At 60.4% G+C, this 21879-nt stretch carries 19 protein-coding genes and 1 pseudogene; 6 read left to right on the plus strand and 14 right to left on the minus strand.

The annotated features are described in order from the left end of the window. Window positions 1-202: 202 nt before the first annotated feature. Window positions 203-1093, plus strand: a complete 891-nt coding sequence (bla, locus tag ASC90_RS26405) for a class A beta-lactamase (protein WP_056547389.1) — start codon at window positions 203-205, stop codon at window positions 1091-1093. Window positions 1094-1164: 71 nt separating this feature from the next. Here the strand turns inward: bla and ASC90_RS26410 are convergent, their stop codons facing one another. The 3 genes from ASC90_RS26410 to ASC90_RS29505 all read right to left on the minus strand — a co-directional run bounded on the left by ASC90_RS26410 (window position 1165) and on the right by ASC90_RS29505 (window position 3903). Further along, on the minus strand, window positions 1165-1623 hold the full coding sequence (locus ASC90_RS26410) for a hypothetical protein (RefSeq protein ID WP_056547392.1): 459 nt from the start codon (window positions 1621-1623) through the stop codon (window positions 1165-1167). Between the two features lie 87 nt (window positions 1624-1710). Next, complete coding sequence (locus ASC90_RS26415; protein ID WP_056547396.1) at window positions 1711-3210, minus strand: protein adenylyltransferase SelO; 1500 nt, start codon at window positions 3208-3210, stop codon at window positions 1711-1713. Between the two features lie 57 nt (window positions 3211-3267). Continuing rightward, window positions 3268-3903 (minus strand): hypothetical protein, encoded by a 636-nt coding sequence (locus ASC90_RS29505; RefSeq protein ID WP_200950952.1) that lies wholly within the window; start codon window positions 3901-3903, stop codon window positions 3268-3270. A gap of 289 nt (window positions 3904-4192) precedes the next feature. On the opposite strand from ASC90_RS29505, the gene ASC90_RS26425 reads away from it, so the two are divergent. Continuing rightward, window positions 4193-5638 (plus strand): DHA2 family efflux MFS transporter permease subunit, encoded by a 1446-nt coding sequence (locus ASC90_RS26425; RefSeq protein ID WP_056547399.1) that lies wholly within the window; start codon window positions 4193-4195, stop codon window positions 5636-5638. Between the two features lie 7 nt (window positions 5639-5645). Here the strand turns inward: ASC90_RS26425 and ASC90_RS26430 are convergent, their stop codons facing one another. The 3 genes from ASC90_RS26430 to ASC90_RS26440 form a co-directional block, all read right to left on the minus strand. Beyond that, window positions 5646-6599 carry a homocysteine S-methyltransferase family protein gene (locus tag ASC90_RS26430; protein ID WP_056547402.1) on the minus strand — a complete coding sequence of 318 codons (954 nt, stop codon included), beginning with the start codon at window positions 6597-6599 and terminating at the stop codon, window positions 5646-5648. Window positions 6600-6686: 87 nt separating this feature from the next. Further along, complete coding sequence (locus tag ASC90_RS26435; RefSeq protein WP_056547406.1) at window positions 6687-7208, minus strand: DUF1697 domain-containing protein; 522 nt, start codon at window positions 7206-7208, stop codon at window positions 6687-6689. Between the two features lie 22 nt (window positions 7209-7230). Beyond that, the gene (locus ASC90_RS26440) at window positions 7231-9339 is read right to left on the minus strand and encodes a S9 family peptidase (RefSeq protein WP_056547979.1); all 2109 of its coding nucleotides are present in this window, start codon (window positions 9337-9339) and stop codon (window positions 7231-7233) included. Window positions 9340-9576: 237 nt separating this feature from the next. Here ASC90_RS26440 and ASC90_RS26445 point away from each other — a divergent pair, with 237 nt between their 5' ends. Together ASC90_RS26445 and ASC90_RS26450 are read left to right on the plus strand one after the other, a co-directional pair. Then, complete coding sequence (locus ASC90_RS26445) at window positions 9577-9966, plus strand: DUF930 domain-containing protein (protein ID WP_056547982.1); 390 nt, start codon at window positions 9577-9579, stop codon at window positions 9964-9966. A gap of 173 nt (window positions 9967-10139) precedes the next feature. Then, window positions 10140-10937, plus strand: coding sequence for a polysaccharide deacetylase family protein (locus tag ASC90_RS26450; RefSeq protein WP_056547410.1), 798 nt, complete (start codon window positions 10140-10142; stop codon window positions 10935-10937). A 123-nt stretch (window positions 10938-11060) separates the two neighbouring features. Here ASC90_RS26450 and ASC90_RS26455 read toward each other — a convergent pair whose 3' ends face one another. After that, window positions 11061-12806, minus strand: coding sequence for a tetratricopeptide repeat protein (locus ASC90_RS26455; protein WP_056547413.1), 1746 nt, complete (start codon window positions 12804-12806; stop codon window positions 11061-11063). Window positions 12807-12967: 161 nt separating this feature from the next. After that, a complete protein-coding gene (locus ASC90_RS26460; RefSeq protein WP_056547416.1) occupies window positions 12968-14035 on the minus strand; it encodes an FAD-binding oxidoreductase in 1068 nt (355 codons plus the stop codon). Window positions 14036-14262: 227 nt separating this feature from the next. Between ASC90_RS26460 and ASC90_RS28555 the strand changes: the two are divergent. Both ASC90_RS28555 and ASC90_RS26470 read left to right on the plus strand, forming a co-directional pair. After that, window positions 14263-14403 (plus strand): annotated as a pseudogene (locus ASC90_RS28555) (polysaccharide deacetylase); the annotation flags it as partial. Window positions 14404-14570: 167 nt separating this feature from the next. Then, a complete protein-coding gene (locus ASC90_RS26470; protein ID WP_056547422.1) occupies window positions 14571-15026 on the plus strand; it encodes a DUF5680 domain-containing protein in 456 nt (151 codons plus the stop codon). Between the two features lie 70 nt (window positions 15027-15096). Here the strand turns inward: ASC90_RS26470 and ASC90_RS26475 are convergent, their stop codons facing one another. The 6 genes from ASC90_RS26475 to ASC90_RS26500 all read right to left on the minus strand — a co-directional run bounded on the left by ASC90_RS26475 (window position 15097) and on the right by ASC90_RS26500 (window position 21831). After that, window positions 15097-15903: a hypothetical protein gene (locus ASC90_RS26475; RefSeq protein WP_056547424.1), complete on the minus strand. Its 807-nt coding sequence runs from the start codon at window positions 15901-15903 to the stop codon at window positions 15097-15099. Between the two features lie 223 nt (window positions 15904-16126). Next, on the minus strand, window positions 16127-17107 hold the full coding sequence (locus ASC90_RS26480) for an SDR family oxidoreductase (RefSeq protein ID WP_056547427.1): 981 nt from the start codon (window positions 17105-17107) through the stop codon (window positions 16127-16129). Window positions 17108-17308: 201 nt separating this feature from the next. Then, complete coding sequence (locus tag ASC90_RS26485; RefSeq protein WP_056547430.1) at window positions 17309-18118, minus strand: methyltransferase domain-containing protein; 810 nt, start codon at window positions 18116-18118, stop codon at window positions 17309-17311. A gap of 104 nt (window positions 18119-18222) precedes the next feature. Beyond that, a complete protein-coding gene (locus tag ASC90_RS26490) occupies window positions 18223-19512 on the minus strand; it encodes an FAD-dependent oxidoreductase (RefSeq protein WP_056547985.1) in 1290 nt (429 codons plus the stop codon). A 19-nt stretch (window positions 19513-19531) separates the two neighbouring features. Further along, entirely contained in the window at window positions 19532-20698 is a 1167-nt protein-coding gene (locus ASC90_RS26495; RefSeq protein WP_056547433.1) for an AI-2E family transporter, read from the minus strand. Between the two features lie 137 nt (window positions 20699-20835). Next, on the minus strand, window positions 20836-21831 hold the full coding sequence (locus ASC90_RS26500) for an aldo/keto reductase (RefSeq protein ID WP_056547437.1): 996 nt from the start codon (window positions 21829-21831) through the stop codon (window positions 20836-20838). Window positions 21832-21879 lie beyond the last annotated feature (48 nt).

Below are 21879 nucleotides of genomic sequence, written 5' to 3' on the forward strand. Positions count from 1 at the left end.
TTCGCTGATGCGGTTCGAGATCGGAGTTGGGTCGTTCGGCGTTTCCATGGGAGTTATATATAGGAGTCCTATTTAAAATTCAAGAGATCCCTGAGTGCAAAAATTGTCTCCCAGCCCGGCTTCAGTGGGGCGCCTGATGCGACTCATGGCGGCCACAATCACGCTCTAGCCCTGAGTTCATTGATTCAGGGAGAGAGATTTTATGGGCAATTTTTCAATCCGCCGCCGGGCACTCCTCGGTTCAGCATTGCTTTATCCTGCGTTGTTGTTGGCGCCGGCAGTCGAGGCCTCGGAAAGTGACGATGAAATCGAACGCCGGATGGGCGCGCTCGAAAAGGCGATCGGCGGTCGCATCGGTGTCTCGGCGATGGACACGAAGACCAGCATTTCCTTCGGCTACCGCCAGACGGAGCCATTTCCTCTGTGCTGCACTTTCAAGGTTCTGGCGGCCGGTCTCGTGCTCGCACGGGTGGACAAGGGCGAGGAGAGCCTCGAGCGACGCGTGGTCTACGCCAAGGAAAAGCTGGTCTCCTACTCACCGGAAACCGAAAGGCACGTCGGCGGGGAGGGGATGAGCGTCGGCGACCTCTGCAAGGCAGCGATCACGCTGAGCGACAATACCGCCGGCAACCTGTTGCTCGAAAGCTTCGGCGGACCGAAGGAACTGACGAACTGGCTGCGAACGCTTGGCGACGGCTCAACCCGTCTGGATCGCTGGGAGACCGATCTGAACGAGGCAAAGGACGGCGATCCGCGCGACACGACGACGCCGGACGCGATGCTCGACACGCTTGGCAATATCGCTCTCGGCACGGTGCTTTCGGAGCCGTCCCAAGACCAGCTCGCCGAGTGGATGGTGGCGAGCACGACCGGCGGCGCGCGCCTGCGGGCCGGCCTGCCGGACACCTGGAAAGCCGGGGACAAGACCGGCACCGGCGACAATGGCAGCGCCGCCGACGTCGCCATCATCTGGCCTCCGGGGCACGGCGCCATTCTCGTCGCTGCCTACATGACGCAGACCACGGCGCCTATGTCCGAGATCAATCCGGTGTTCGCGGAAATAGGCAGGATTGTCGCCGGCATGGTCGGATAAGCATTGTTCGTCAAGGAGATGCGGCGGGAACATGAATTCCCGCCACATCGACCTGAAACACTCCATGAGGCCTAAAGGGTCGGAATGTCATCCGTCGCACTGGTGTCTTTGTCATCGCCGCCGGTCACCTGTCTTTTGATCTCGTCCGCGATCTGCTTTTCGATCGCTTGGCGCTCTTCCGGTGCCATGCTCTTGAGTTCGTCTTCGGACCGCCCCATTTTTTCCAGTATCTTGGCGCGGATCCATTCGGCTGGCGTCATGTTGACCATGTCCGAGAACTCGGAGACCAGCGCATCGTGATCCGCATTGGCAGCATCGTCGCTGCTGCCGTCCATCTTTGTGCTTGCTCCGCTTTGCAACGCCCACATCGTGCTCGAGATCGAGGGTGGGGTGGTGCTCGACTGAAGCCCCGCGCCGCTCTGGCGCACGCCGCTGTCGAGCTCGATTGCCTGCTGCTTGCTGCGCTGGCCCGATTGGCCGAAGAGGCTGGTCAGCCCATATGTGCCGGAAACGCTGCTGTTGATCTTCATGAAAATTCTCCTGCGAACAATGCGCGGGAGAATTGCGCGCGGAGCCTGTCCCAGCCTTGCGATCGGCGAAACGACGTCAGGGCGAGGTTACGTTCCGCAGAAGGTCTGCAGGACCCGTTCGTCCGGTTTCGGAGGCCCCATGTAGGCGCTGAAGGCCGGCTGCTCTTCGTAAGGTTTGGCAAGGACTGTCAGCAGTGCCTCGAACAGCGAAAAGTCGCCGTCCTCCACGGCTGCGGTGATCGCCTGCTCGATACGGTGATTTCGCGGGATGAAGGCAGGGTTGACGCTCAACATGGCCGGCCCGCGTGCGGCCCCGGTTTGCGATTCGCGCGACAGCCTCTGGCGCCAGCGCAATAGCCATTCGCGCGCCGCCGACGGGTCGCGGAAGGTCGCCAGGAACGATGCTTCGGCGCTCTCGTCCGCCGCCAGATGGGACAGGCGCCTGAACGCCAGCGTAAAATCGGCTTGCCCGGCCTGCATTGCGGCGAGCAGCGACTGGATCAGCTCGAGGTCGTCATCTTCCACGGATGACAGCCCGATCTTTTCCCGCATGCCGCGCAGCCAATGGATCTGGAAGCGCTCGCCGTAATTCCCGATCACGACATTGGCCGCCTCGACTGCTTTCTCCGTATCTGCATCGATCAGTGGCAGCAGGGTTTCGCCAAGCCGTGCCAGATTCCATTGCCCGATGCCGGGTTGGCTCGCATAGGCATAGCGGCCGTTCTGATCGATCGAGGAGAAGACGGTCGCCGGATCATAGTCATCCATGAAGGCGCAGGGGCCGAAATCGATTGTCTCGCCCGATACCGTCATGTTGTCCGTGTTCATCACGCCGTGGATGAAGCCGATATGCAGCCACCTGGCGATCAGCGCCGCCTGCCGCTCACAGACGGCCTCGAAGAGCGCGAGATAGGGATTGGCGGCGTCCTTCAGCTCCGGGTAGTGCCGGTCGATGACGTAATCCGCGAGCGCCCTTGTACCGTCAGCGTCGCCGCGTGCGGCGAAGAACTGGAAGGTGCCGACCCTGACATGGCTTGCCGCAACACGGGTGAACACCGCACCCGGAAGAACGCTTTCGCGGTAGACGGGCTGGCCGGTTGAAACCGCTGCCAGCGCACGCGTTGCCGGTACGCCAAGCGCATACATCGCCTCGCTGACGATATATTCCCGAAGAACCGGTCCGAGCGCGGCCCGTCCATCGCCCCCGCGGGAGTATGGCGTCTGGCCAGCGCCCTTCAGCTGGATATCGCGGCGCTGCCCTTGGCGGTCGATCACCTCGCCAAGCAGGATCGCCCGCCCGTCGCCGAGCAGCGGCACGAACGAGCCGAACTGATGCCCGGCATAAGCCATCGCCAAGGGATCCGCGCCCTCAGGTACGAGGTTGCCCGCGAAGATCGCAGCACCATCCCGCCTCAGCGCCTCGACATCGAGGCCAAGCTCCGATGCGAGAGGCTCGTTCAGCTTGATCAGCCACGGCTCGGTGACTTCGGAGGGCGCCTGGCGCGTAAAGAATTGTTGCGGCAACCGCGCATAGCTGTTGTCGAATGCGAAGGGTTGCGCGCTGGATGCATTGAGAGCGATGGTCATTTGTTCTAGGTAGGGCTCCGGCCGGTCTGGCGCAAGCGCTGCTCAGGTCTGATCGCACTACCGATTGCCACCGCCGCCACCGCCACCGCCACCGCCGCCACCGCCACCGCCGCCGCCGCCGCCACCGCCGCCGCCACCGCCACCGCCACCGCCGCCGCCACCGCCGCCGCCGCCACCGCCGCCACCGCCACCGCCGCCACCGCCTCCGCCGCCGCCACCGCCTCCGCCGCCACCGCCACCGCCGCCGCCACCGCCACCGCCACGACCACCGCTACGTCCTCCCCCTGTATTGCCACGGCCGCCGGAGGCGGACTGGCTGCCGTCGCCGTGGTCCTCGAAATTGGAGTCGGCAGGGGCAGAGGCCTTGGCGACCTTGTTTGGACTGTAGGGAATGACTTTCGCATTCTGCAGATCGCCATCGTACTTCTCGCAGCTGTAGTGCGTGCTGCCGCCGTTGCGGATCAACACGTTGCTGCCTTTGTTTCGCACGAAGACCATGTTGTGGCCGACCAGCCTTGTGCTCTTCTTGCCGAGCCTCTCGGACTTCATCTGGAAGAAGACGCCGTTCACGCTGATGACGGACCTTTCCCAGAACACATGGACAGCGGGATTGCCGCCGCAGTTCTGGTTGGCCGCCTGAGCGGCACCTGAGGCCAGAATGGTTGTAGCAACCACAATTACGAGCAGACGCATATGGCCTCCAGCACGGTCGATGTGTATCGCGCGCGATGCCGATCCTGAACCGGCGAAGGCGGAAAGCAATTCGGAAATTGGAGGTATGCGACATGCCGGGACCGTTGCCCTGGGTCCCACTGGGTCCCCGCGGGGTCATTGCTATTCGCAGAAGGCAGGTCTGCCCTGCCATATAAGCATACCGACGGCACATTTGCGCGCTTATATGAAGGTTGTGCCCGTTGGCTTGACGCCATACCAAACCGTGTCCGTGCTCTCCGCGCGGCGCCATCGCGAGTGATCCCTGACGATGTCGGATCAGATCTACCAAGCCGCTGCCGTCCGGCGGCCGAAGCCTGACTTCCGCGTTATTGCGATGATCGTAGCGAGCGCCATGTTCATGGAGCAGCTCGACGCGACGGTGCTGGCGACAGCGCTCCCCACGATGGCCCGCGATTTCGCCGTCAGCGCACCATCCATGAGCATTGCGCTGACCTCGTACCTTCTGAGCCTCGCGATCTTCATTCCCGCAAGCGGCCTGATCGCCGACCGTTTCGGATCGCGTACGGTGTTCCGCTCGGCCATTGCCGTCTTCGTCGCCGGATCGATCCTCTGCGCGCTGTCGCCCAATCTTTTATGCCTGGTGCTGGCCCGCCTGCTGCAGGGCCTCGGCGGCGCCATGATGCTGCCGGTTGGACGGCTCGTGCTGTTGCGGAGCGTCTCCCGCAAGGACATGGTCAACGCGATGTCCTGGCTCCTGGTGCCGGCATTGATCGGCCCGATCCTCGGCCCGCCTGTCGGCGGTCTGATCGTCACCTATCTCGATTGGCGCTGGATCTTCTATATCAATGTGCCGATCGGCATTATCGGCTTCACGCTGGTCTCGATCTTCATCGAGGATTTCAAGGGCAAGGCAAGGGGCCGGTTCGATACCATTGGCTTCATCCTATCGGGCATCGCGCTCGGCTCGATGCTGTTCGGCTTCGAAATGTCGAGTCGTCCGGGCGAGGGAATGTTCTCGCTCTTCCTGATCGCCATCGGCCTGCTGTTCGGGATCGCTTATCTTCGCCATGCGCGCCGGCATCCGTCGCCGATCATGGATTTCTCGCTGATGAAAGTGCCGAGCTTCGGCACCTCCGTCATCGCCGGCTCGCTGACGCGCATAACGCAGGGCGCCCAGCCCTTCCTGCTGCCGCTTTATTTCCAGCTTGGATTCGGTCTCTCAGCGGCAAAGGCCGGCCAGCTGGTGGCCGCCGCTGCCATCGGCTCGATGGCCATGAAGGCGTTTGCGCCGAGAGTCTTGCGTCGCTTCGGCTTCCGCACCAGCCTGGTTGCCAATGGCATCATTGCGACCGTCGGCTACGCGCTGTGCGCCGCCTTCCGGCCCGACTGGCCATTGGGACTGATTTTCGCGATCCTGGTGATGTGCGGCTTCTTCATGTCGTTTCAGTTCACCGCTTACAATACCGTCGCCTATGACGAGATCGACCGCGATCGCATGAGCTCGGCCACCAGTTTCTACACGACGTTCCAGCAGCTGATGCTGTCGCTCGGCATCTGCATCGGCGCGCTTGCTCTTCACACGTCGATGTCGTTCTACGGGAGCGAAACCCCGCAATTGCATGATTTCTCTGCGGCATTCCTTTTTGTCGCGGCGATCTCCATCACCGCCACCTTCTGGAACCTGCGCTTCTCGCGGACGGCTGGCGCCGACATTAGCGGCCACGGGGCTGAGAAGGTTCGGCAACCCGACTGAAGTCGTATCAGGCGTGCGCGAGTTCGGGCATGCAGGCCGCACAGATCGCCTCCACATGCCGGTGATCGGTACCGCAGCAGCCGCCGACGATCCGCACCTGCGGCAATTTTAGCATCAGTTCACGGTAGCGCTGCCCGAGATCGGCGGGGTCGCCTGCGTCGAGCGTTTCGCTGTCGTCGAGTTCCGCATGGCTCATCCGCGAGGCATTGGCACGCAGCCCGTAGATCCGCTTCGTCCAAGCGCTGCCATGGTCGAAGGCATCCGAAAAATGGGTCGGGTGCGCGCAGTTGATCATGTAATAGGCCGGCGATCCGCCGGTGGCCGCATCGGTGGTCTCGATCGCATCCTGCATGCTGCGCCCGGTCACCAGTTTGCCGTCGGTCTCGACGGTGAACGAGATCGCGCACGGCATGCCTCTGGCCGCTGCCGCCCGCGCCACACCGATTGCTTCATCGATATTGGTCAGCGTGAATGCCGCCACCATGTCGGCGTCGCCATCCGCGAAGCTACCGATCTGGACGCTGTGGTAATCTTCGGCCTCCGCCGCATCCATGCTGCCAGCCTTGTAACCATCGCCGCGCGGCCCGATGGCGCCGCTGATGACGATCGGTTGGTTGGCGTCCTGGTATCTGCCGCGTAGTCCTGCCAACAGGCTGACGCCCGCGACGTTCGCGGTATGTAGCGCCTCCGCAGTGTAGCCCAGTTTTTTGCCCCAGTCCGGGTTGGCGCGCCAGGTCGGTGTGTCGAGGATGAAGCCTGCGCCGTGTTTGCGGGCAATATCGAGATAGCGCCGGTAATACGCCTGCAACCGATCGCGTCCTTCTTCCGATGCGAGCATCACGAAGGATGCGAAATGCGGCAGCTGCAGTCCGTCGTGGAATATGAATGTTGTCTCCATGCCTCCGTCGGTCACGAAGACGCCGCCCTCAAGTTGCGGCAAGCTGTTTCGGTATGCTGCCATCGTCGTCTCTCCTGTTCTGGGCGAAAGAGAATGCGACGCGAGAGTGATGGTTTAGTATGTTCTAAAATAGGCGACCCGCGAGGAAACTCAGCGGTCCTCGAGCGCCGCGGCCAGCTCCGCCAGCTTGCGCACGGTATTCAGATTGCGCGACGTTCCGGGCTTCAGGGCCGGCAGTTTGAGCTTCGATTTGCCCGAACCGATCGGATAGTGAACATAGACCTCGCGCCCTGCGAGCACGGCTTCCTCGCCATCGGGCGCGACCATCCTGTCGAGCGCATCGCCAGGTGCGGCATGCGGCAGGAAACTAACCAGCAGATAGCTCGGCTTGGCATGCGGGAAGGGGACGTTCGCAACGATGGTATCAAGTTCTTCGCGGCTGCGCAGCATCACGCCGGGCCTCTTGCCCAGCGTCTTGCCGAGAGCCTCGTCCAGCTGTCGCTCGACGTCCGCTTCCGCATCGTCGGAGCGAAACAGCACATTGCCGCTCTGGATGTAGGTCGTGACGTCTGCAAAGCCCAGGGCCTCGCAGATCGCCTTCAGCTCTGACATCTGCAGTTTGCCTGCGCCGCCAACGTTGATTGCCCGCAGCAGCGCCACGTAGACAGTCACGAACTCCTCCTGTCGCCGATGCTTACAGCTTCCCCGCTACCTTGATCGCAAACGCATATTCGAACGCAATCTCCTCAAGCCGCTGGAAGCGGCCCGAGGCGCCGCCGTGGCCCGCATCCATGTTTGTCTTTAGCAGGATCGGTGCCGCGCCCGTGGTCTTCTGGCGCAGCTTCGCGACCCACTTGGCCGGTTCCCAATAGGTGACGCGTGGATCCGTCAGGCCGCCGAGCGCCAGGATCGGCGGGTAGGGCTTCTCGCTGACATTGTCGTAGGGCGAGTAGGCGGCGATCTGCTCGTACTCGTCCTTGCTGTCGATCGGGTTGCCCCATTCCGGCCATTCCGGCGGCGTCAGCGGCAGCGTGTCGTCGAGCATGGTGTTTAGCACATCGACAAAGGGCACGGCGGCGATGACGCCGGCGAATTTCTCCGGCGCCATGTTGGAAACAGCCCCCATCAGCATGCCACCGGCCGATCCGCCTTCGGCGATGATGTTGGCGTAGGAGGTGAACTTCTCCTGATTCAGATAATCGGCCGCCGCGATGAAGTCCTTGAAGGTATTGGTCTTCTTCTCCATCTTGCCGTCTTCGTACCAGGCAAAGCCCTTGTCCTTGCCACCGCGGATATGGGCAATGGCATAGACGAAGCCCCGGTCGACGAGCGACAGGCAATTGGTGTTGAAGCCGGCCGGAATGGTGACGCCATAGGCGCCGTAGCCATAGAGCAGGCAGGGCGCCGAACCGTCGAGCGGCGTGTCCTTGCGATAGAGCAGGGTGACAGGCACCTCGACGCCATCCCAGCCGGGCGCGAACACGCGGCGAGTGACGTAGTCGTCCGGATTGTGCCCCGACGGCACTTCCTGCGTCTTCAACAGCGTGCGCTTGCGGGTCACCATGTTGTAGTCGTAGAGCTGCGATGGTGTCGTCATCGAGGAATAGGAGAAACGGATCTCGTCGCTGTCGTATTCCGCCGCACCCTGCAGCCCGAGCGAATAGGCCTCCTCGTCAAAGCCGATCGCGTGTTCCTCGCCGGTCGCCCGGTCGCGGATCATGATCCGTGGCAGGCCGTCCTTGCGTTCCAGCCAAAGCAGATGGCGCTTATGGGCCATGTGGCTGATGATCAGCGTGCCCGGCTTGTGTGGCACGACCTCGCGCCAGTTTTCCTTGCCTGGATTTCCAACCGGCGCTTCGACGATCTTGAAATCCTTCGCGCCACCTTCGTTGGTCAAGATGTAGAAGACCTCGCCACCTTCGGTCAGGGTATACTCGATGCCTTCCTCGCGCTCTGCCACGAGCTTGGGCTCGGCAGTCAGGTCTGTGGTCGACAGCAGACGGTATTCGCTGGTCTCGTGGTCGTGAATGTCGATGAAGATGAAGTCGTCGAGCAGCGAGGCGCCGACGCCCATGAAGAAGCCTGCATCCTGCTCCTCGTAAACCAGCCGGTCGTCGGATTGCGGCGTGCCGATGATATGGTGGAACACCTTCGATGGCCGGTGGTTTTCGTCCAGCGCCGAATAGAAGAAGCTCTTGCCGTCGGGCGCCCAGGCGCCGCCGCCGCCGGTGTTCTCGATCACATCGGGCAGATCCTCGCCGGTGGCGAGATCGCGGACCTTTAGCGTGTAGAATTCCGAGCCCTTGTCGTCGTAGCCCCAGATGCCGCGGTCGTGGTCTGTCGAATGGTCGATGCCGGCGAGCCTGAAATAGGCCTTGCCCGTCGCCTCCTTGTCGCCGTCGAGCAGCACGGTGCGAATCGTCTCGTCCTTGATATTGCCGTCACGGGCAATGCGGAAGTAGCGCGGTTGCTCGCCGCCGGTGACAAAGAAGGTGCCGTAGGCATAAGCGCCGTCCTTCATCGGAACCGAACTGTCGTCTTCCTTGATGCGGCCTCGCATCTCGGAAAACAGCGTCTTCTGCAGCGCCTTGGTGTCTTCCATCGCCGCATTCATGTAGACGTTTTCGGCCTCCAGATGCTTGCGAATCTCTGGATCGAGGATCGACGGATCCTTGAACATCGCCTGCCAGTTGTCGGCGCGCAGCCATGCATAGTCGTCGGTCCGGGTGATCCCGTGTCGCGTATCGGAAAGCGGCTTCGTGGGAGCGATTGGCGGGTTCGGCAGGTTCTTGAAGACGGACAAGGAAATCTCCGGGTCGGAATTTCGGCTGGGCAAGAGATAGAGATGCGCGGGCAGCGGATCAAGCTCTGACGGGCGCAGCGGTTTGAAAAGCAAATGGTCACTCACGTTGCCTTGATGTCACCACATTATTTAAGAAAGTCCGCTACCGTCGCGCGGATTTTTGCCATTGTTCGGCTATCATTCCCAACGCCGATCCGCGCCCGATTCGTGAATGAGCATGCAAAGGATTCCCCGATAATGCCGAAACGCATAGTGTTGCTTCTGTCTGTTTTGAGCCTTGCAGCACCCGCCTTTGCAGTCGATCCCGCCATCAAGAAGCAGCTCGAAAAACTGGATCCCTCGACCCGGCTCGAGCAGAGCTGCGATACCGAGGCGATGAGCCGAATCAACAACGACAAGACCGGCTACAGGCCGGACAAGGTGATTGCCTACACATTCAAGGACCCCGTCGCTTCCGACGACAGGATTGATGCCCCGGGTGCGGTCTTCCGCAGCAAGGGGGACTGGTACCACCTGTCCTACACCTGCATCACCGGGCCGCAGCACATCAACGTGCGGGAACTGGAGTACAAGATCGGCGAGAAGGTTCCGCGCGAAAAGTGGGCCGGATATTACCTCTACGACTGATCAACGCGCCCGGCATGGCATCGCCTTCATGGCGCCTTGGTTTTTGGGCAAGGAAGGAGCCTTGCTTGTCCACGACGCTCGCTCATGAGGATCGCAAGCGGCATCCGGCCACATGGCGCATCGGCGTCTTGTGCCTTATGTAGCGCTTGAACGGTCAACGGTTTCGATCTGTTATGAAAAGTATTTTTCTCGCTCCGCTGCTGCTCACTGCTTCGCTCTCGGGTGCCTTCGCGGCGGAGGTTGCCGCGCTGCCGGCATCACCGGTTGTCGCCACACAGCAAAAGACACCCGCGGCCCTCAAGCTTGTCGAGCCGCACCTGCGCATCGCGCTTTCGGGTATCAAGGGTCATCCGCGCGTCGCGCTGACCTTCGATGCATGCATGGGCAAAGCCGATGACCGCATCCTGTCGGTACTGGTCAGCGAGCGCATTCCCGCAACGATCTTCGTGACCGCGCGCTGGCTGAAGCACAATCCGCAGGCGCTTCAGGTATTCCTGCAGAACCCGGATATCTTCGAACTGGAGAACCACGGCCAGAACCATATACCGGCCGTCGACAAGCCGGTTTCGATCTATGGCATTGCGTCCGCCGGTTCACCCGAAGCCGTTCGCCAGGAAGTCCAGGGCGGGGCCGATGCCATGCTTGCGGCAGGCATCACGCCACCGCACTGGTTCCGCGGCTCCACCGCCAAGTACGACCTTTCGTCGATCGCCGAAATCCGCGCCATGGGCTATCGCATCGCCGGCTACTCGGTGAACGGCGACGGCGGCTCGCTGCTCGGCGCCGCGGTGACGGAAAAGCGGATCGCTGCCGCCAGGGACGGCGATGTGGTTATTTCACATATCAACCAGCCGACGCATGCGGCAGGCGAGGGTGTAGCGAGGGCCATCCTCGACCTCAAGGCCAAGGGCACCGACTTCGTCCGGCTGCAGGATGTCATGGACACCGGCGACGACCAGACGACTGAGTGAGCCTGCCGAAGGCGTGAACCCGTAGATCTGCCGGTAAACGGCTTGATCGACTCTGCTTTGCAAAATGTAGACGCTGGAGACTTCAGACACAACTCCAAGTCAAATTAGCACTTCACCATCGATTTACTCAGGCAATCCGGCCAATCGCAATCCCTCGACATATTTGGCGAGGAGTGCCTTGTCCCGATAGGGAGCTCGGGAGGTGTATCGCTCAATCGAGAAGTCCGGATTAATTTTCAGCAGTTCACTCGCTGCGCTGCGCGCCTCCTCAAATCGCCCCAATTGTGCATAGGTCGCCGCCAGCAATCGGTAAGCGGGGCCGGGTGCCGTCATTTTTTCCAAGAGAGACAGCGCACCGAGGTAGTCGCCGGAAAGATACTTGCTGGCCGCAATGTCCCAGAGATACCAGTCGGGTCGACTTGGATTGAGCCTGACAGCCATCTCCCCGATCCGAATCGCGTCTTCCAGTCGCCCCAAATAGCCCAATGCATCGCAATACTCGGCGAGTAGATCACAGTTGTACGGTGCCAGCTCGCGCGCGCGATCATAGCAACCTACGGCGCGCTCTGCCTCTCCTCTCCACAAGTGGATCACGCCAAGTGCCCAATGCGCGTCGGCTTCTATAGGGTTGAGTTGCAGGGCCTTGCTAGCACACTCGAACGCAGTGGCAAGGGCGGTATCGATCTCGACGCTTTCATTCCATTTCAACTTATGCAGTTCGATCCAGGCAAGCCCGAGGTGTGGGCGCGGGTATTTCGGATCATCAGCGATGGCGGCATCGAACATCGCCTTTGCAGTCGCGGCGTCCTCTGGCCCCCTGCTCTGTTGGAGATGTTTGCCACGCAGATAAAAGTCATAGGCCCTTAGAGCCGTTACCGGTTTAGCGAGAACGCGTTGACGCTCAGCCTCTTCAATTTTTACGTTCAGCGCGGCTGGGATCGATTGAGCCAGTTCGTCCTGGATGGAGAAGACGTCGACAAGGTCGAAATCGTATCTTTCCGCCCAGATGTGTTCGCGTAGGACATTGGTCAGGCTTGCGTTAACCCTGACGCGATTGCCGAGCCGCCTGACACTGCCCTCGAGGGTGTAATAGGTAGGCGACCCGACAGGTCGGGGTTCTAAGCGGGGCGGTTGGACGATTACGTTCAACCTTGAAAAGCGCGACAATGCAGCCACGACATCCTCCGCTATGCCAGCCGCAAAATAATCCTGATCTGGGTCGCCGCTCAGATTTGAAAACCTTGAAACATAAAGGATCGTTCTGTGCGACTCGAAAACCGGATCACCCGGTATTCTGGCCGATGGCGCTGCCAGAGCAGAACCGGAGGCGTCCTCTGGTTGCCGAGATTCGCTATCATCGAGGATGACATTGAAGATGCGGAGCGGACGTTCAATGTTCTTCAACACCTGCTCGCCCGCATCCTCGAAGCCGATTGCCAGACGGTTGCCCAAGGTGTCGCGCATCGATGCGGATACCGCGATGCCTCCGGGCCTAGCGATCGTCTCGATGCGCGATGCAACGTTCACGCCGTCACCATAGATATCGTCATCTTCAAAAAGGATGTCGCCGATATTAATTCCGATCCGAAACTCTATGCGTCGATCGGAAGAAACATCCGAATTCCTCGTCCGCATTTCTCGTTGGATTTCGATAGCGCAGAGGACCGCCTCTTCTGCGGTCCTGAACTCGGTCAGCATTCCGTCCCCGACGAGCTTGATGATGCGGCCATGATGCAGGGCAATTTTGACATCGAGGAGTTCATGTCGGTGCCGTTTGAGAGCCGACAAGGTGCCTCTCTCGTCGATGCCCATCATTCGGCTGTAGCCAACGACGTCAGACGCCATTATCACTGAGAGCTTTTGTTCCATCGGCACCCTCAAATCACTCGCGTGACTAACCACCACATAACAACTTCATTTTCTCGGCGTCAAATTTCGTCTCTTGCGGGTCACACAGGTGCGTACTTCAATGGACACCACGTTCTCGGCGCTGGCTTGCCAGTTGGAGCCCCAGCTGAGGTGATAGGCGATCAGGCTTCCAGAATTTCCTCCGCGGTCATGCGGCCTAATAGGGGTGCCAAAATGACACCGGGATGGCCGACTGCGAGGTAGAGGTTGCCGACTTCCGACAGCAAGCCCAGTCGCGGCAGGCCATCGGAAAAGACTGGACGTTCACCGACCTCTGCATTTTTCAGCGCGACGTCGCTGGGCAAATCCAACTCTTCCTTCATGACTGCAAGAAACTTTTCGCCGATGAGTTGCGGGCCATTTTCGTCTCCGGTTGCAACGTACGACTTCGCGACAAGCAGAGCGTTGTCAGCGGCCTGTCTGATTTCCAGTCGGGGACCTCGCAGGATATGGTTGATGATGGGGCGGTTGCATGCGTAGCGGAGAAGCAAGGCTGGAGACGTCGTTAGGTCCGTTTCAATCCCGAGCCGGTCTGTTAGAGCTTGTATATCAGCGCCTGCAGCCATAACGACGACGTCTGCCTTGATCGTCTCATCTCCGACCCGTACGCCGGAGACTTTGCCGTTTACGGCGTCGATGGCACAGACTTCCGCGTCAAAGCGCGTGGTGCCGCCGGCGGCAACTGCGGCCGTTACCAAGTCTTTGGCAAGATTCCGTGGGTCCAGTGCCAAATCATTCGGCGACAAGGCGGCAACATCCGGAACCTGACGAAGACGAGGCACCAATCTGCGCAAATCGCTTGCTTGCAGTAGTTCGACATCTTCTCCAGCGTCCCGGTGAAGCTCTGCAAACTGCTCTGTTTCCTGTGCTGTAGCCTTCCAGATAAGGGAGCCGGAACGTGCGCTTGAGAAGGCCGTTGGAAGGGCGTCTTTCAGATGCTGATACTCGACGACTGCCTTGCGCCAGAGGGCATAGTTTTGGTCACCAGGCGTGCCATTGATGACGTTGATCCAACCAAAGGCCCGAGCCGTGACGCCACAACCAGCCGAGTGTCCTTTCTCCAGAAGCAGGACGTCCGCGCCCCGAATGGCAAGATTGTATGTGATCGCTGAACCGATGATACCAGCGCCGACAACTACGATGCGCGGCCGATACTTTGCCAAGAGGATAACCTCGCCAACGAGAAACATGCACCGACGGCTAGGCACCGAACATGACAAAGGTGTGAATTGAACGACGACGTTCGGAGCACTAGCGGAAAGCCATGTGTTCATTGTTGCCCCAAGTCACCACAGAAAGGGTTTGGCAACTTGCCACAGAATTGAGGCTTATGACCGCAACGGGCCGACAGCAGTCATTGACAGACCGCGGCTTTGCGCCGTCTGCCAAACAGCAAAGCTCGTTTGTCGCAGGCGGGGACGGCGATGTGGTGATTTCACACATCAACCAGCCGACGCACGCGGCAGGCGAGGGTGTAGCCAGGGCCATCCTCGATCTCGAGGCCAAGGGCACCGACTTCGTCAGGCTGCAGGATGTCGTGGACAGCGGCGACGACTAGACGACTGAGTGAGCCTGCCGAAGACGTGGGCGAGCTTAGCCCCTACAGCTTGCCGAATGCTCCGGCATTTGCACCTCGCGGTTCTCTTGTGAATCCCGCCGACCGGCACTTGGCAGATACCCACACCTGTGGAATGTTTTTTCAATGTTCTAGGGAGAGGATATGTCATGGAAGGCCTGCAAGCTTTTATTCTGGAAGCAAAACGGGCGACATACGTTGGAGGCGGCAGCGCTTCGCATGCCTGTCGTCGCGCCTCACATGATATCCGTTACGAGTGTGGTCCCTGGAGCTATCTGGACAGCTATTTTGGAGGCACTGATTTTCTTGGGCAGGAAGTCGTCTGGAAAAATGATGACCCTGTTTGGGCCATGAATTATTATGGCCGCATCCTAGATCAGGAACTTATCGACGGGGCCATCGCCGGTACGGTCATACAAGAAGCGTTGTCGGCCTTGTACCGACTCGGCAGATTCCTTGGCGCGTTCGAATATGTCGTTCGACAGTACCGCTATGTTGATAACAGTAACGAGAGTGTTGAAGGGTTTGTCGGGATCGAGCGGATCTACGTCGAGGCCAAGGAGGTCTATCGGTTAGATTACCACGGCGGACTTGTGAAGCCATAACCACAGATGCATTAGGCGCGCTTGTTTCGCGACCAGCTGTTGCTCGGGTCGCTTGGTTCCGTGCTGGCGCCTACTTCGGAAACAGGAACGTGATCACTGCCCGAACTCCCCAGCCGTCCGGCCCGTTTTCCGGTGAATCCGCCCAGTAACGCGCACCCACGCCAAAACTAACGGGCTGTTCGCCAAACTTGACGATCTTGGAGACCTGGAAGTTGATAGGAACTGACCACGCGTCATTCTCCCAGTCGTAAGTGCTTTCCGTGTTCAACGTAAAGGTCCAGGCGTGGACGGTGGTGTAGGAGATGAACGGCTGAAGATACGTCGAGCTCACGTCCTGCCGATCACTTTGCCCGGCGAACGACCAGATATGGTTTGCCAGCATCCCGACGGTCCAGGGACCTTCCTGCTTGAGAACAACGCCGGTCGGACCCGCGCCCCATTTCCCGGTTCCCAGGAACTCGTCGGTTGCGGTGGGCAGCAAGAACGCAGGACCAACGCCCCAGATAATCCCACTTTCAGTTGGCTTGGCTGGCGACAGAAAGAAACTCTGTAGTGTGTCACCGAGCCCGAACTGCTCTCCCGACGGGCCAGCGATATCGTCTTGCCACGCCACCGGCAGGATTGTTCGGGAAATGAGGTTCCAGTCTTCGTTGAGTGAAAATGGAATAACCGGCTGGATGTTGACGAGATTGTGACTGCCGTCCTGCGGTCCATATCCCTGATCGTAGTTGTATTGGAACGGAACGCTGATCAGCGAGGAAATCGGGTTTGAAAGTTTCTTCGCCAGTTCCTCGCTGCTGGACTGCGCATACGCTGCCGGTGCGACGGAGATCAACAGGACGGCGTAACCCAGTATCTTGGTCGAAACAGATGCCACGGTATTGCTCCCACCTGCACATATTTGAAAGAAACCGGGCGGAGCCATGCAGGAAACCTCCCAGTTCGCACGCTACGGCCTTATGTTGATTGAGTCCGAACGCCGCTGCAAGTGCAGGGCGGCAACACATGGTACAGAGAAAAGGGCGCCGCTACGGGCCGACAGCGGTCAACGCTGCTTTCGACCTGCACCGGGCGGAATGCCGAGCGCCCAGGGGACATCCCTAGCCAAGGGCGCTCTGTGCGGCGCAAATCCTGTCGATCAGGGCATCGAGTTCACCCCTTGGCGGACGATTTTTGGCAAGGCGCTGCTTAAGGTGCATGATCGGCTCCGCCAGGATTTCATCCAGGCTCTCGGCGCAGGTGAAGTTGCCTGCCACTTGCTTGACCTTCGAATTGTCGAAGATCGCAGTCCAGGCCTTGTCGCCGTTGAGCGGACCGACCCAGTCCGGATTGTACTTGATCAGGGTGTCCGTCGGCACGTGGACGATCTTGGCCTCCACCCCCAGCAATCTGGCGATGGTCTTTTGAATGTCGTCCCAGATGTGCGCGCGATCCGAGGTGATGTGGAAAATCTCGCTTAGCGCTACTTGCTTGCCGAAAAGCCCGACGAAAGGCACTGCGAAGTCGACCGAGCGCGTCAGTGTCCAGGGCGTGTGCCCATCGCCCGCCACGATAGTGGGCTCGCCATCCAGCATGCGTCTCGCCATGACGTCGCTGTCGCCCATCATGATCGGCAGGCCCGTGCGAACGGTGTGGCTGGGGCGGACGATCGTCCAGGCCAGGTTATTGGACGTCTTGAGCAATTCCTCGCAGGCAATCTTGGCCTGGCTGTACGGCCAGTAGGGATTGATCGCCGGCGTCTTCTCGGTAATGACATAGTGACGCGCCGGCTTCTCGTAGACCGAGGCCGAAGAGATGAAAACGTATTGACCGCAATTGCCCGAGAAGACCGCGATGTCGCGCGCGACCTGATCGGGCGTGAAGGCGATGAACTGGCATACGACGTCGTATTTGGCCCTGGCGAGATCCGCGTAGGCCGGCGATCCAAGGTCGCCGACGATCGAGGTCACACCCGCGGGCAACGGGTTGCCTCTCAAGCCGCGATTATAGACGCTGACCTGATGACCCTGGGCAACGGCGCGCTCGACGCATGGATACGAGATTTGGCCGGTGCCGCCAATGAAAAGTACGTTCAACGCCATGGGGAGAGACCTCGGTGGTTGTGATCCGCAATCACTCTTCATAACGCCAAAGAACTTGATCGTCTCCCCGCAAATCTTGCAGTCTTGATTGGGCGGCGAGCATCCGAACGTCCGCTTCGGGTCGCAACTCTTTGCATCAAGGCGACCAAATTCCGACGCGCAGGCGAGGGACGACGGAGGCTTGGAGGGGGAATCCTGCGCCTAGGCCATGGCCGTGATTACATGTGCCTGAATTTTGGCAGCTATCTCGCCGCTGCCATGTCTGTTGGCGATCACGGATGCGGCGTAGTCGGTTGCGGCTTCGAGCTTTCCGCCTCTAGCCTCGATCTCGTTGCGAAGAACAGTTCCCTGGCAATAGGCAACAGCCGGAAGGCGCGGTGAGGATGCGCGGCTTTGCTCGGCTCTGGTGTCTATTTCCACATGGGAGAAACCCGCGTCTTCCAACTCGCGACGGATGAGTGCCGTATCGTGGTAGCCGTGCGGCGTGCGTGCCAAAAAGCGCGGCGGATCGTCAGGAAAAATTGTTGCAAGAGCATTGGTGACGTCATCCGCAAAGACGTTCTCCTCGATCCGGTCCCATACGCTGAACAGGAAATGTCCACCGGGCTTCAGGACTCGCCTCGCTTCGCGATAGCCAGTGGGGCGGTCCGGAAAGAACATCGCACCGAATTGGCAGCAAACGAGATCAAAGGTCGCATTTTCAAACGGCAGCGCCAAAGCATCCGCCTGATGCCATTTGATGCGGATGTCGGGAGGCTGTTTCGATGCGGCGTAGTCGAGCATCGGCTGGTTCAGGTCTGTTGCGGTATAGCTTGCACCCTGGGGCAGCCCTGGCGCCAAGGCCCGGGTGACAACCCCGCTGCCGGCTGCCGTTTCCAGGACGACATGTGGTGAGAAGGCCAAAGCTCTTTGCGCAATATCCGCGGCATATGGCGCGAAAATCAACGGCACCATGTAGCGGTCGTAATTTTCCGGAATCGATCCGGCGAATTCCTTGTCAGTCTCCAACATCGCTATAGCCAGCTTCGTTTGATGGCTCACAGGACATGATGCGAACTATCGGGGCACGTACATCGAACGCGCATCATCGGCATAAGGTCGCGCGTCTGCGGCTCCTAGCTGACCGCACTTTCAAGGCGATCGTATCGGACGGCGGCACCGCCGGTGCCGGGCCCCACGCGATCCAGTGCGAAATCCTCGAACCACTCCCGGTACACACCACCGATCATCGCGCCGATCATCTGGGATGCAAGATAGGAGAAGGTGATGCCGTTGCCGCCATATCCGTAGGCGGCATAGACTTGCGGCATCGAGGGAACGGGCCCGATCAGCGGCAATCCGTCAATGGTCTCGCCGAAGGTGCCGCACCAGGCGTTCGCGACGCGCGTATCCGCCTTCGGCCACAGCCGCTCCATCTTTTCGCGGATCGTCATGATCTTCTCCGGCAGCTTCTCGTCGCGGGCGTTAGGATCGACGGTATCGTCGTCCTCGCCGCCGGCGACGATCCGGCCATCGGGTGTCGTGCGCATATAGAGGTAGGGATGGCTGTCTTCCCAAATTAGCGCCCGATCGCGCCAGAGCGTTGCCGGGTCCTGCGGTACCGTCGCCAGCGCCCAGCTCGAGGTTGTGCGATGCAGCTTCGGAATATCGATGCCGGGCATGGTGTAGCCGGTCGCGAGCACGACGCTCTTCGCTTCGATCACGAAGGACCGATCCGTCTCGGCCGTGACATTGCCGGCCTCGCTATCCAGCCGTGTGATGGAGGCATTGAGGAGGCGTGCGCCCTGCTGGGTGGCCAGCGCCAGAAGCGCCCATGTCAGAAGCAGCGGATCGGCCTCGGCCGAACCACGGGAAAGGATTGCGGCGTCGCGGTCGAGTTCGAATTCGGTGAACAGGTCGCAATGCTCCAGATAGGTGCTTGGCAGCCCGGCTCGCTGGCGCAGGTCCACCTCGGTCAGCAAATCCCGCGCGCCCTCGTGGTTACTGGTGAGCAACAGCGATTGCCTGGGTCGGAAGCAGCAGGGAATGCGATGGGCAGCGATAAGCTTGGCAAGGCCGGCGACGGAAGCGGCGCTGCGCCGGTAGATGCCGACGGCGCGTTCGAAGCCGTAGAAATCCTCAAGCTCGGTAAGCGTCCGATCGATCTCCCACTGGAGCATGGCCGTGCTGGCGGCTGTGCTTCCAAGGCCGGGCTCCTCGCGGTCGACGATCACGACGGAAAGGCCGCGCTCTGACAGGTTTTGGCCAATCAGGGCACCGGTAATCCCGCCGCCGACAACGAGCGCGTCGACCTTGATATTTTCTGCAAGCGGTTGATAGGTTGGCCTGACGCCGCCATGTCCCCAGAGCGAATAGCCGCTCATCAGTCGGTCATGGGTGGACTCTCCAAGGTCAATATCCGCCATCTGACGCGTCATACCCCGATTACTTAGGCAGTTGCGGCTGTACTTTTTCTTCGATGAAGAGTTCATCGATGATGGTCATTACGATCAGTGATAGTGGCAACGCGAGCATAGCACCAACTGCGCCCCACATCCAAGTCCAGAACAGTATGGCGATAAACACCACGAACGGGTTGATTTCCAGGCGACGACCCATCACTGCCGGAAAGATCAGGTTTTCCATCACAAGGTGCACTGCAAAGAAGGCGGCCGCCGGGATCAGGCCGATCAGAAAACCGTCATGCGTGATGATGCCGGCTATCGCGACGGCCAGCGTCATCAGTGTAATTCCGAGATAAGGAACGAAGCTCGACAGGAAGGCGAAGAAGCCCCACAGCACAGGCGCCGAGAGACCTCCGAAATAGGCGATCACGACCATGGTGACACCGAGGCACACATAAATCAGCGATGCGGTGGCGAAATAGAAGCCGAGAACCTGCTCGACGCCATTGATGACGCGGATGGCAGCGAGCCGCTGCGGTCGCGTCCGGAACACCATGATAATGGATTTGCGCAGGTTGACACGCCCTGCCAAGAACAGCAGCAGTGCCGCGAAGAAGATCAGCGCCTGGATGAGAGCGGGCGTCAGGTTCGCGGTGACGACATGCAGCACGTTGCCGGTGTTCTCAAGCAGCTTGTCGATCGACATGGGGCCGCTCTGGAACGTGGCGGGCGTGATGTGCAGCCACTTGATCCGCTCGAGGTAGGGCATCAGCCGTGCCATCGTCTTTTCGGCAAAAGCCGGACCTTCGTTGGCGAGTGTCGTCAGCGGACTGGCCAGCGAGTTGGCGACAAGGAAGATGACCAGCGCAACGCTGGCAGACAGGATCACCGCATTGGTGATGCGCGGAACGCCGAGCTTGCTGAGTTTTTCGGCCAGCATCCCGAGGATCATGCCGACGACAATCGCCAACGTCAGTGGGATGAGGATCAGCGACATCGTGTAGACGGCCGCAAGGCCGAGAATGGTGAATATACCGATGATGGCCCAAGCCATCGAGATATCCAGCCCGTCCTTCTCCACCCGGCGCACCGGCGCCTGGGGCAGCTCTTCCGTCGCCTCGCTAAGGCTTGTCGCCCAGCTGCTGAGGCGACGCTCGCCGATCGCTATCTTGCTCGCTTGCTTGCGGATGCCAGTGGCAAAACCCATGGATGGTAGTTCCCCGGAGGTACAATTCCTCGGCACCCTAACGCGCGGATGAGGTTTGAGTTCCCGGGGGCTGGCTTCCGCAGGGTGGTGACAGGCCGCGCCCTTCGGCGCGGCCCTTCATTCAAGCTGCTCGCCGCCTAGCGGTCGATGGTTGCCATGATCCAGTCTGCATACCGCTTACCGGAGACATTGGCGGGCGCGAGCGCCTCGTCGAGCGCCTGCATTTGCGATGGGCTGAGCGAAATGCCTGCGGCGCCGATATTCTCCTCGAGATAGCTGCGGCGCTTGGTGCCGGGGATAGGCACAACGTCCTCGCCCTTGTGCAGCAGCCAGGCAAGCGCAATCTGGCCGGGCGTCGCCTGCTCGTCGCGGGCAACGGCATGCACGATTTCGACCGATGCGACATTGGCGTCGTAGTTCTCGCCCTGATAGCGCGGATCGTTGCGCCGGAAATCGCCTTCCGGATACTCTTCCGCGCGCATCATCTTGCCGGTGAGGAAGCCGCGGCCGAGCGGCGAAAACGGCACAAGGCCAATGCCGAGCTCGCGCAGCACCGGAATGATCTCGGGCTCGAGGTTGCGCTCCCATAGAGAGTACTCGCTCTGCAGCGCCGAGACCGGGTGGACGGCGTGGGCGCGACGGATATTGGCGACGCCCGCCTCCGAGAGCCCGAAAAAGCGTACCTTGCCCTCGCTCACCAGTTCGCCGACGGTCCCGGCCACCTCCTCGATCGGCACGGTGCGGTCGACGCGATGCTGATAGAGAAGGTCGATGTGATCCGTTTGAAGGCGGCGAAGCGAGCCTTCGACGGCAGCGCGGATATCCTCAGGACGGCTCGTGGTTTCCGTGCCGACCTGCTTGCCGTCGCGGATGCGGAAGCCGAACTTGGTGCCGATCACGACGTCCTGCCGCCGACCCTTGAAGGCGCGGCCGAGCAGATCCTCGTTCGTGTGGGGGCCATAAACTTCGGCAGTATCGAAGAAGGTGCAGCCTATCTCGATTGCCCGGTGAAGCGTGGCGATCGCTTCCTTCTCATCCGCCGGTCCATAGGACTGGCTCATTGGCATGCAGCCGAGGCCGATGGCCGAGACCTCGAGGCCCTGCCTGCCGAGTTTGCGTTTCATAAGGCTCATGATGCATCTCCATGCTCTATTCCGGCAGGGAGATTGCGCCTGGAATTT

It is taken from the genome of Rhizobium sp. Root1220 (assembly GCF_001426265.1).
Lineage (GTDB): Bacteria > Pseudomonadota > Alphaproteobacteria > Rhizobiales > Rhizobiaceae > Rhizobium.

Excerpts from the sequence above, each read along its gene's own strand:
- bla (WP_056547389.1), top strand. The coding sequence starts at position 203 with ATGGGCAATTTTTCAATCCGCCGCCGGGCACTCCTCGGTTCAGCATTG.
- ASC90_RS26410 (WP_056547392.1), bottom strand. The coding sequence starts at position 1,623 with ATGAAGATCAACAGCAGCGTTTCCGGCACATATGGGCTGACCAGCCTC.
- ASC90_RS26415 (WP_056547396.1), bottom strand. The coding sequence starts at position 3,210 with ATGACCATCGCTCTCAATGCATCCAGCGCGCAACCCTTCGCATTCGAC.
- ASC90_RS29505 (WP_200950952.1), bottom strand. The coding sequence starts at position 3,903 with ATGCGTCTGCTCGTAATTGTGGTTGCTACAACCATTCTGGCCTCAGGT.
- ASC90_RS26425 (WP_056547399.1), top strand. The coding sequence starts at position 4,193 with ATGTCGGATCAGATCTACCAAGCCGCTGCCGTCCGGCGGCCGAAGCCT.
- ASC90_RS26430 (WP_056547402.1), bottom strand. The coding sequence starts at position 6,599 with ATGGCAGCATACCGAAACAGCTTGCCGCAACTTGAGGGCGGCGTCTTC.
- ASC90_RS26445 (WP_056547982.1), top strand. The coding sequence starts at position 9,577 with ATGCCGAAACGCATAGTGTTGCTTCTGTCTGTTTTGAGCCTTGCAGCA.
- ASC90_RS26450 (WP_056547410.1), top strand. The coding sequence starts at position 10,140 with ATGAAAAGTATTTTTCTCGCTCCGCTGCTGCTCACTGCTTCGCTCTCG.
- ASC90_RS26455 (WP_056547413.1), bottom strand. The coding sequence starts at position 12,806 with ATGGAACAAAAGCTCTCAGTGATAATGGCGTCTGACGTCGTTGGCTAC.
- ASC90_RS26460 (WP_056547416.1), bottom strand. The coding sequence starts at position 14,035 with ATGTTTCTCGTTGGCGAGGTTATCCTCTTGGCAAAGTATCGGCCGCGC.
- ASC90_RS26470 (WP_056547422.1), top strand. The coding sequence starts at position 14,571 with ATGGAAGGCCTGCAAGCTTTTATTCTGGAAGCAAAACGGGCGACATAC.
- ASC90_RS26480 (WP_056547427.1), bottom strand. The coding sequence starts at position 17,107 with ATGGCGTTGAACGTACTTTTCATTGGCGGCACCGGCCAAATCTCGTAT.
- ASC90_RS26485 (WP_056547430.1), bottom strand. The coding sequence starts at position 18,118 with ATGTTGGAGACTGACAAGGAATTCGCCGGATCGATTCCGGAAAATTAC.
- ASC90_RS26490 (WP_056547985.1), bottom strand. The coding sequence starts at position 19,512 with ATGGCGGATATTGACCTTGGAGAGTCCACCCATGACCGACTGATGAGC.
- ASC90_RS26495 (WP_056547433.1), bottom strand. The coding sequence starts at position 20,698 with ATGGGTTTTGCCACTGGCATCCGCAAGCAAGCGAGCAAGATAGCGATC.
- ASC90_RS26500 (WP_056547437.1), bottom strand. The coding sequence starts at position 21,831 with ATGAGCCTTATGAAACGCAAACTCGGCAGGCAGGGCCTCGAGGTCTCG.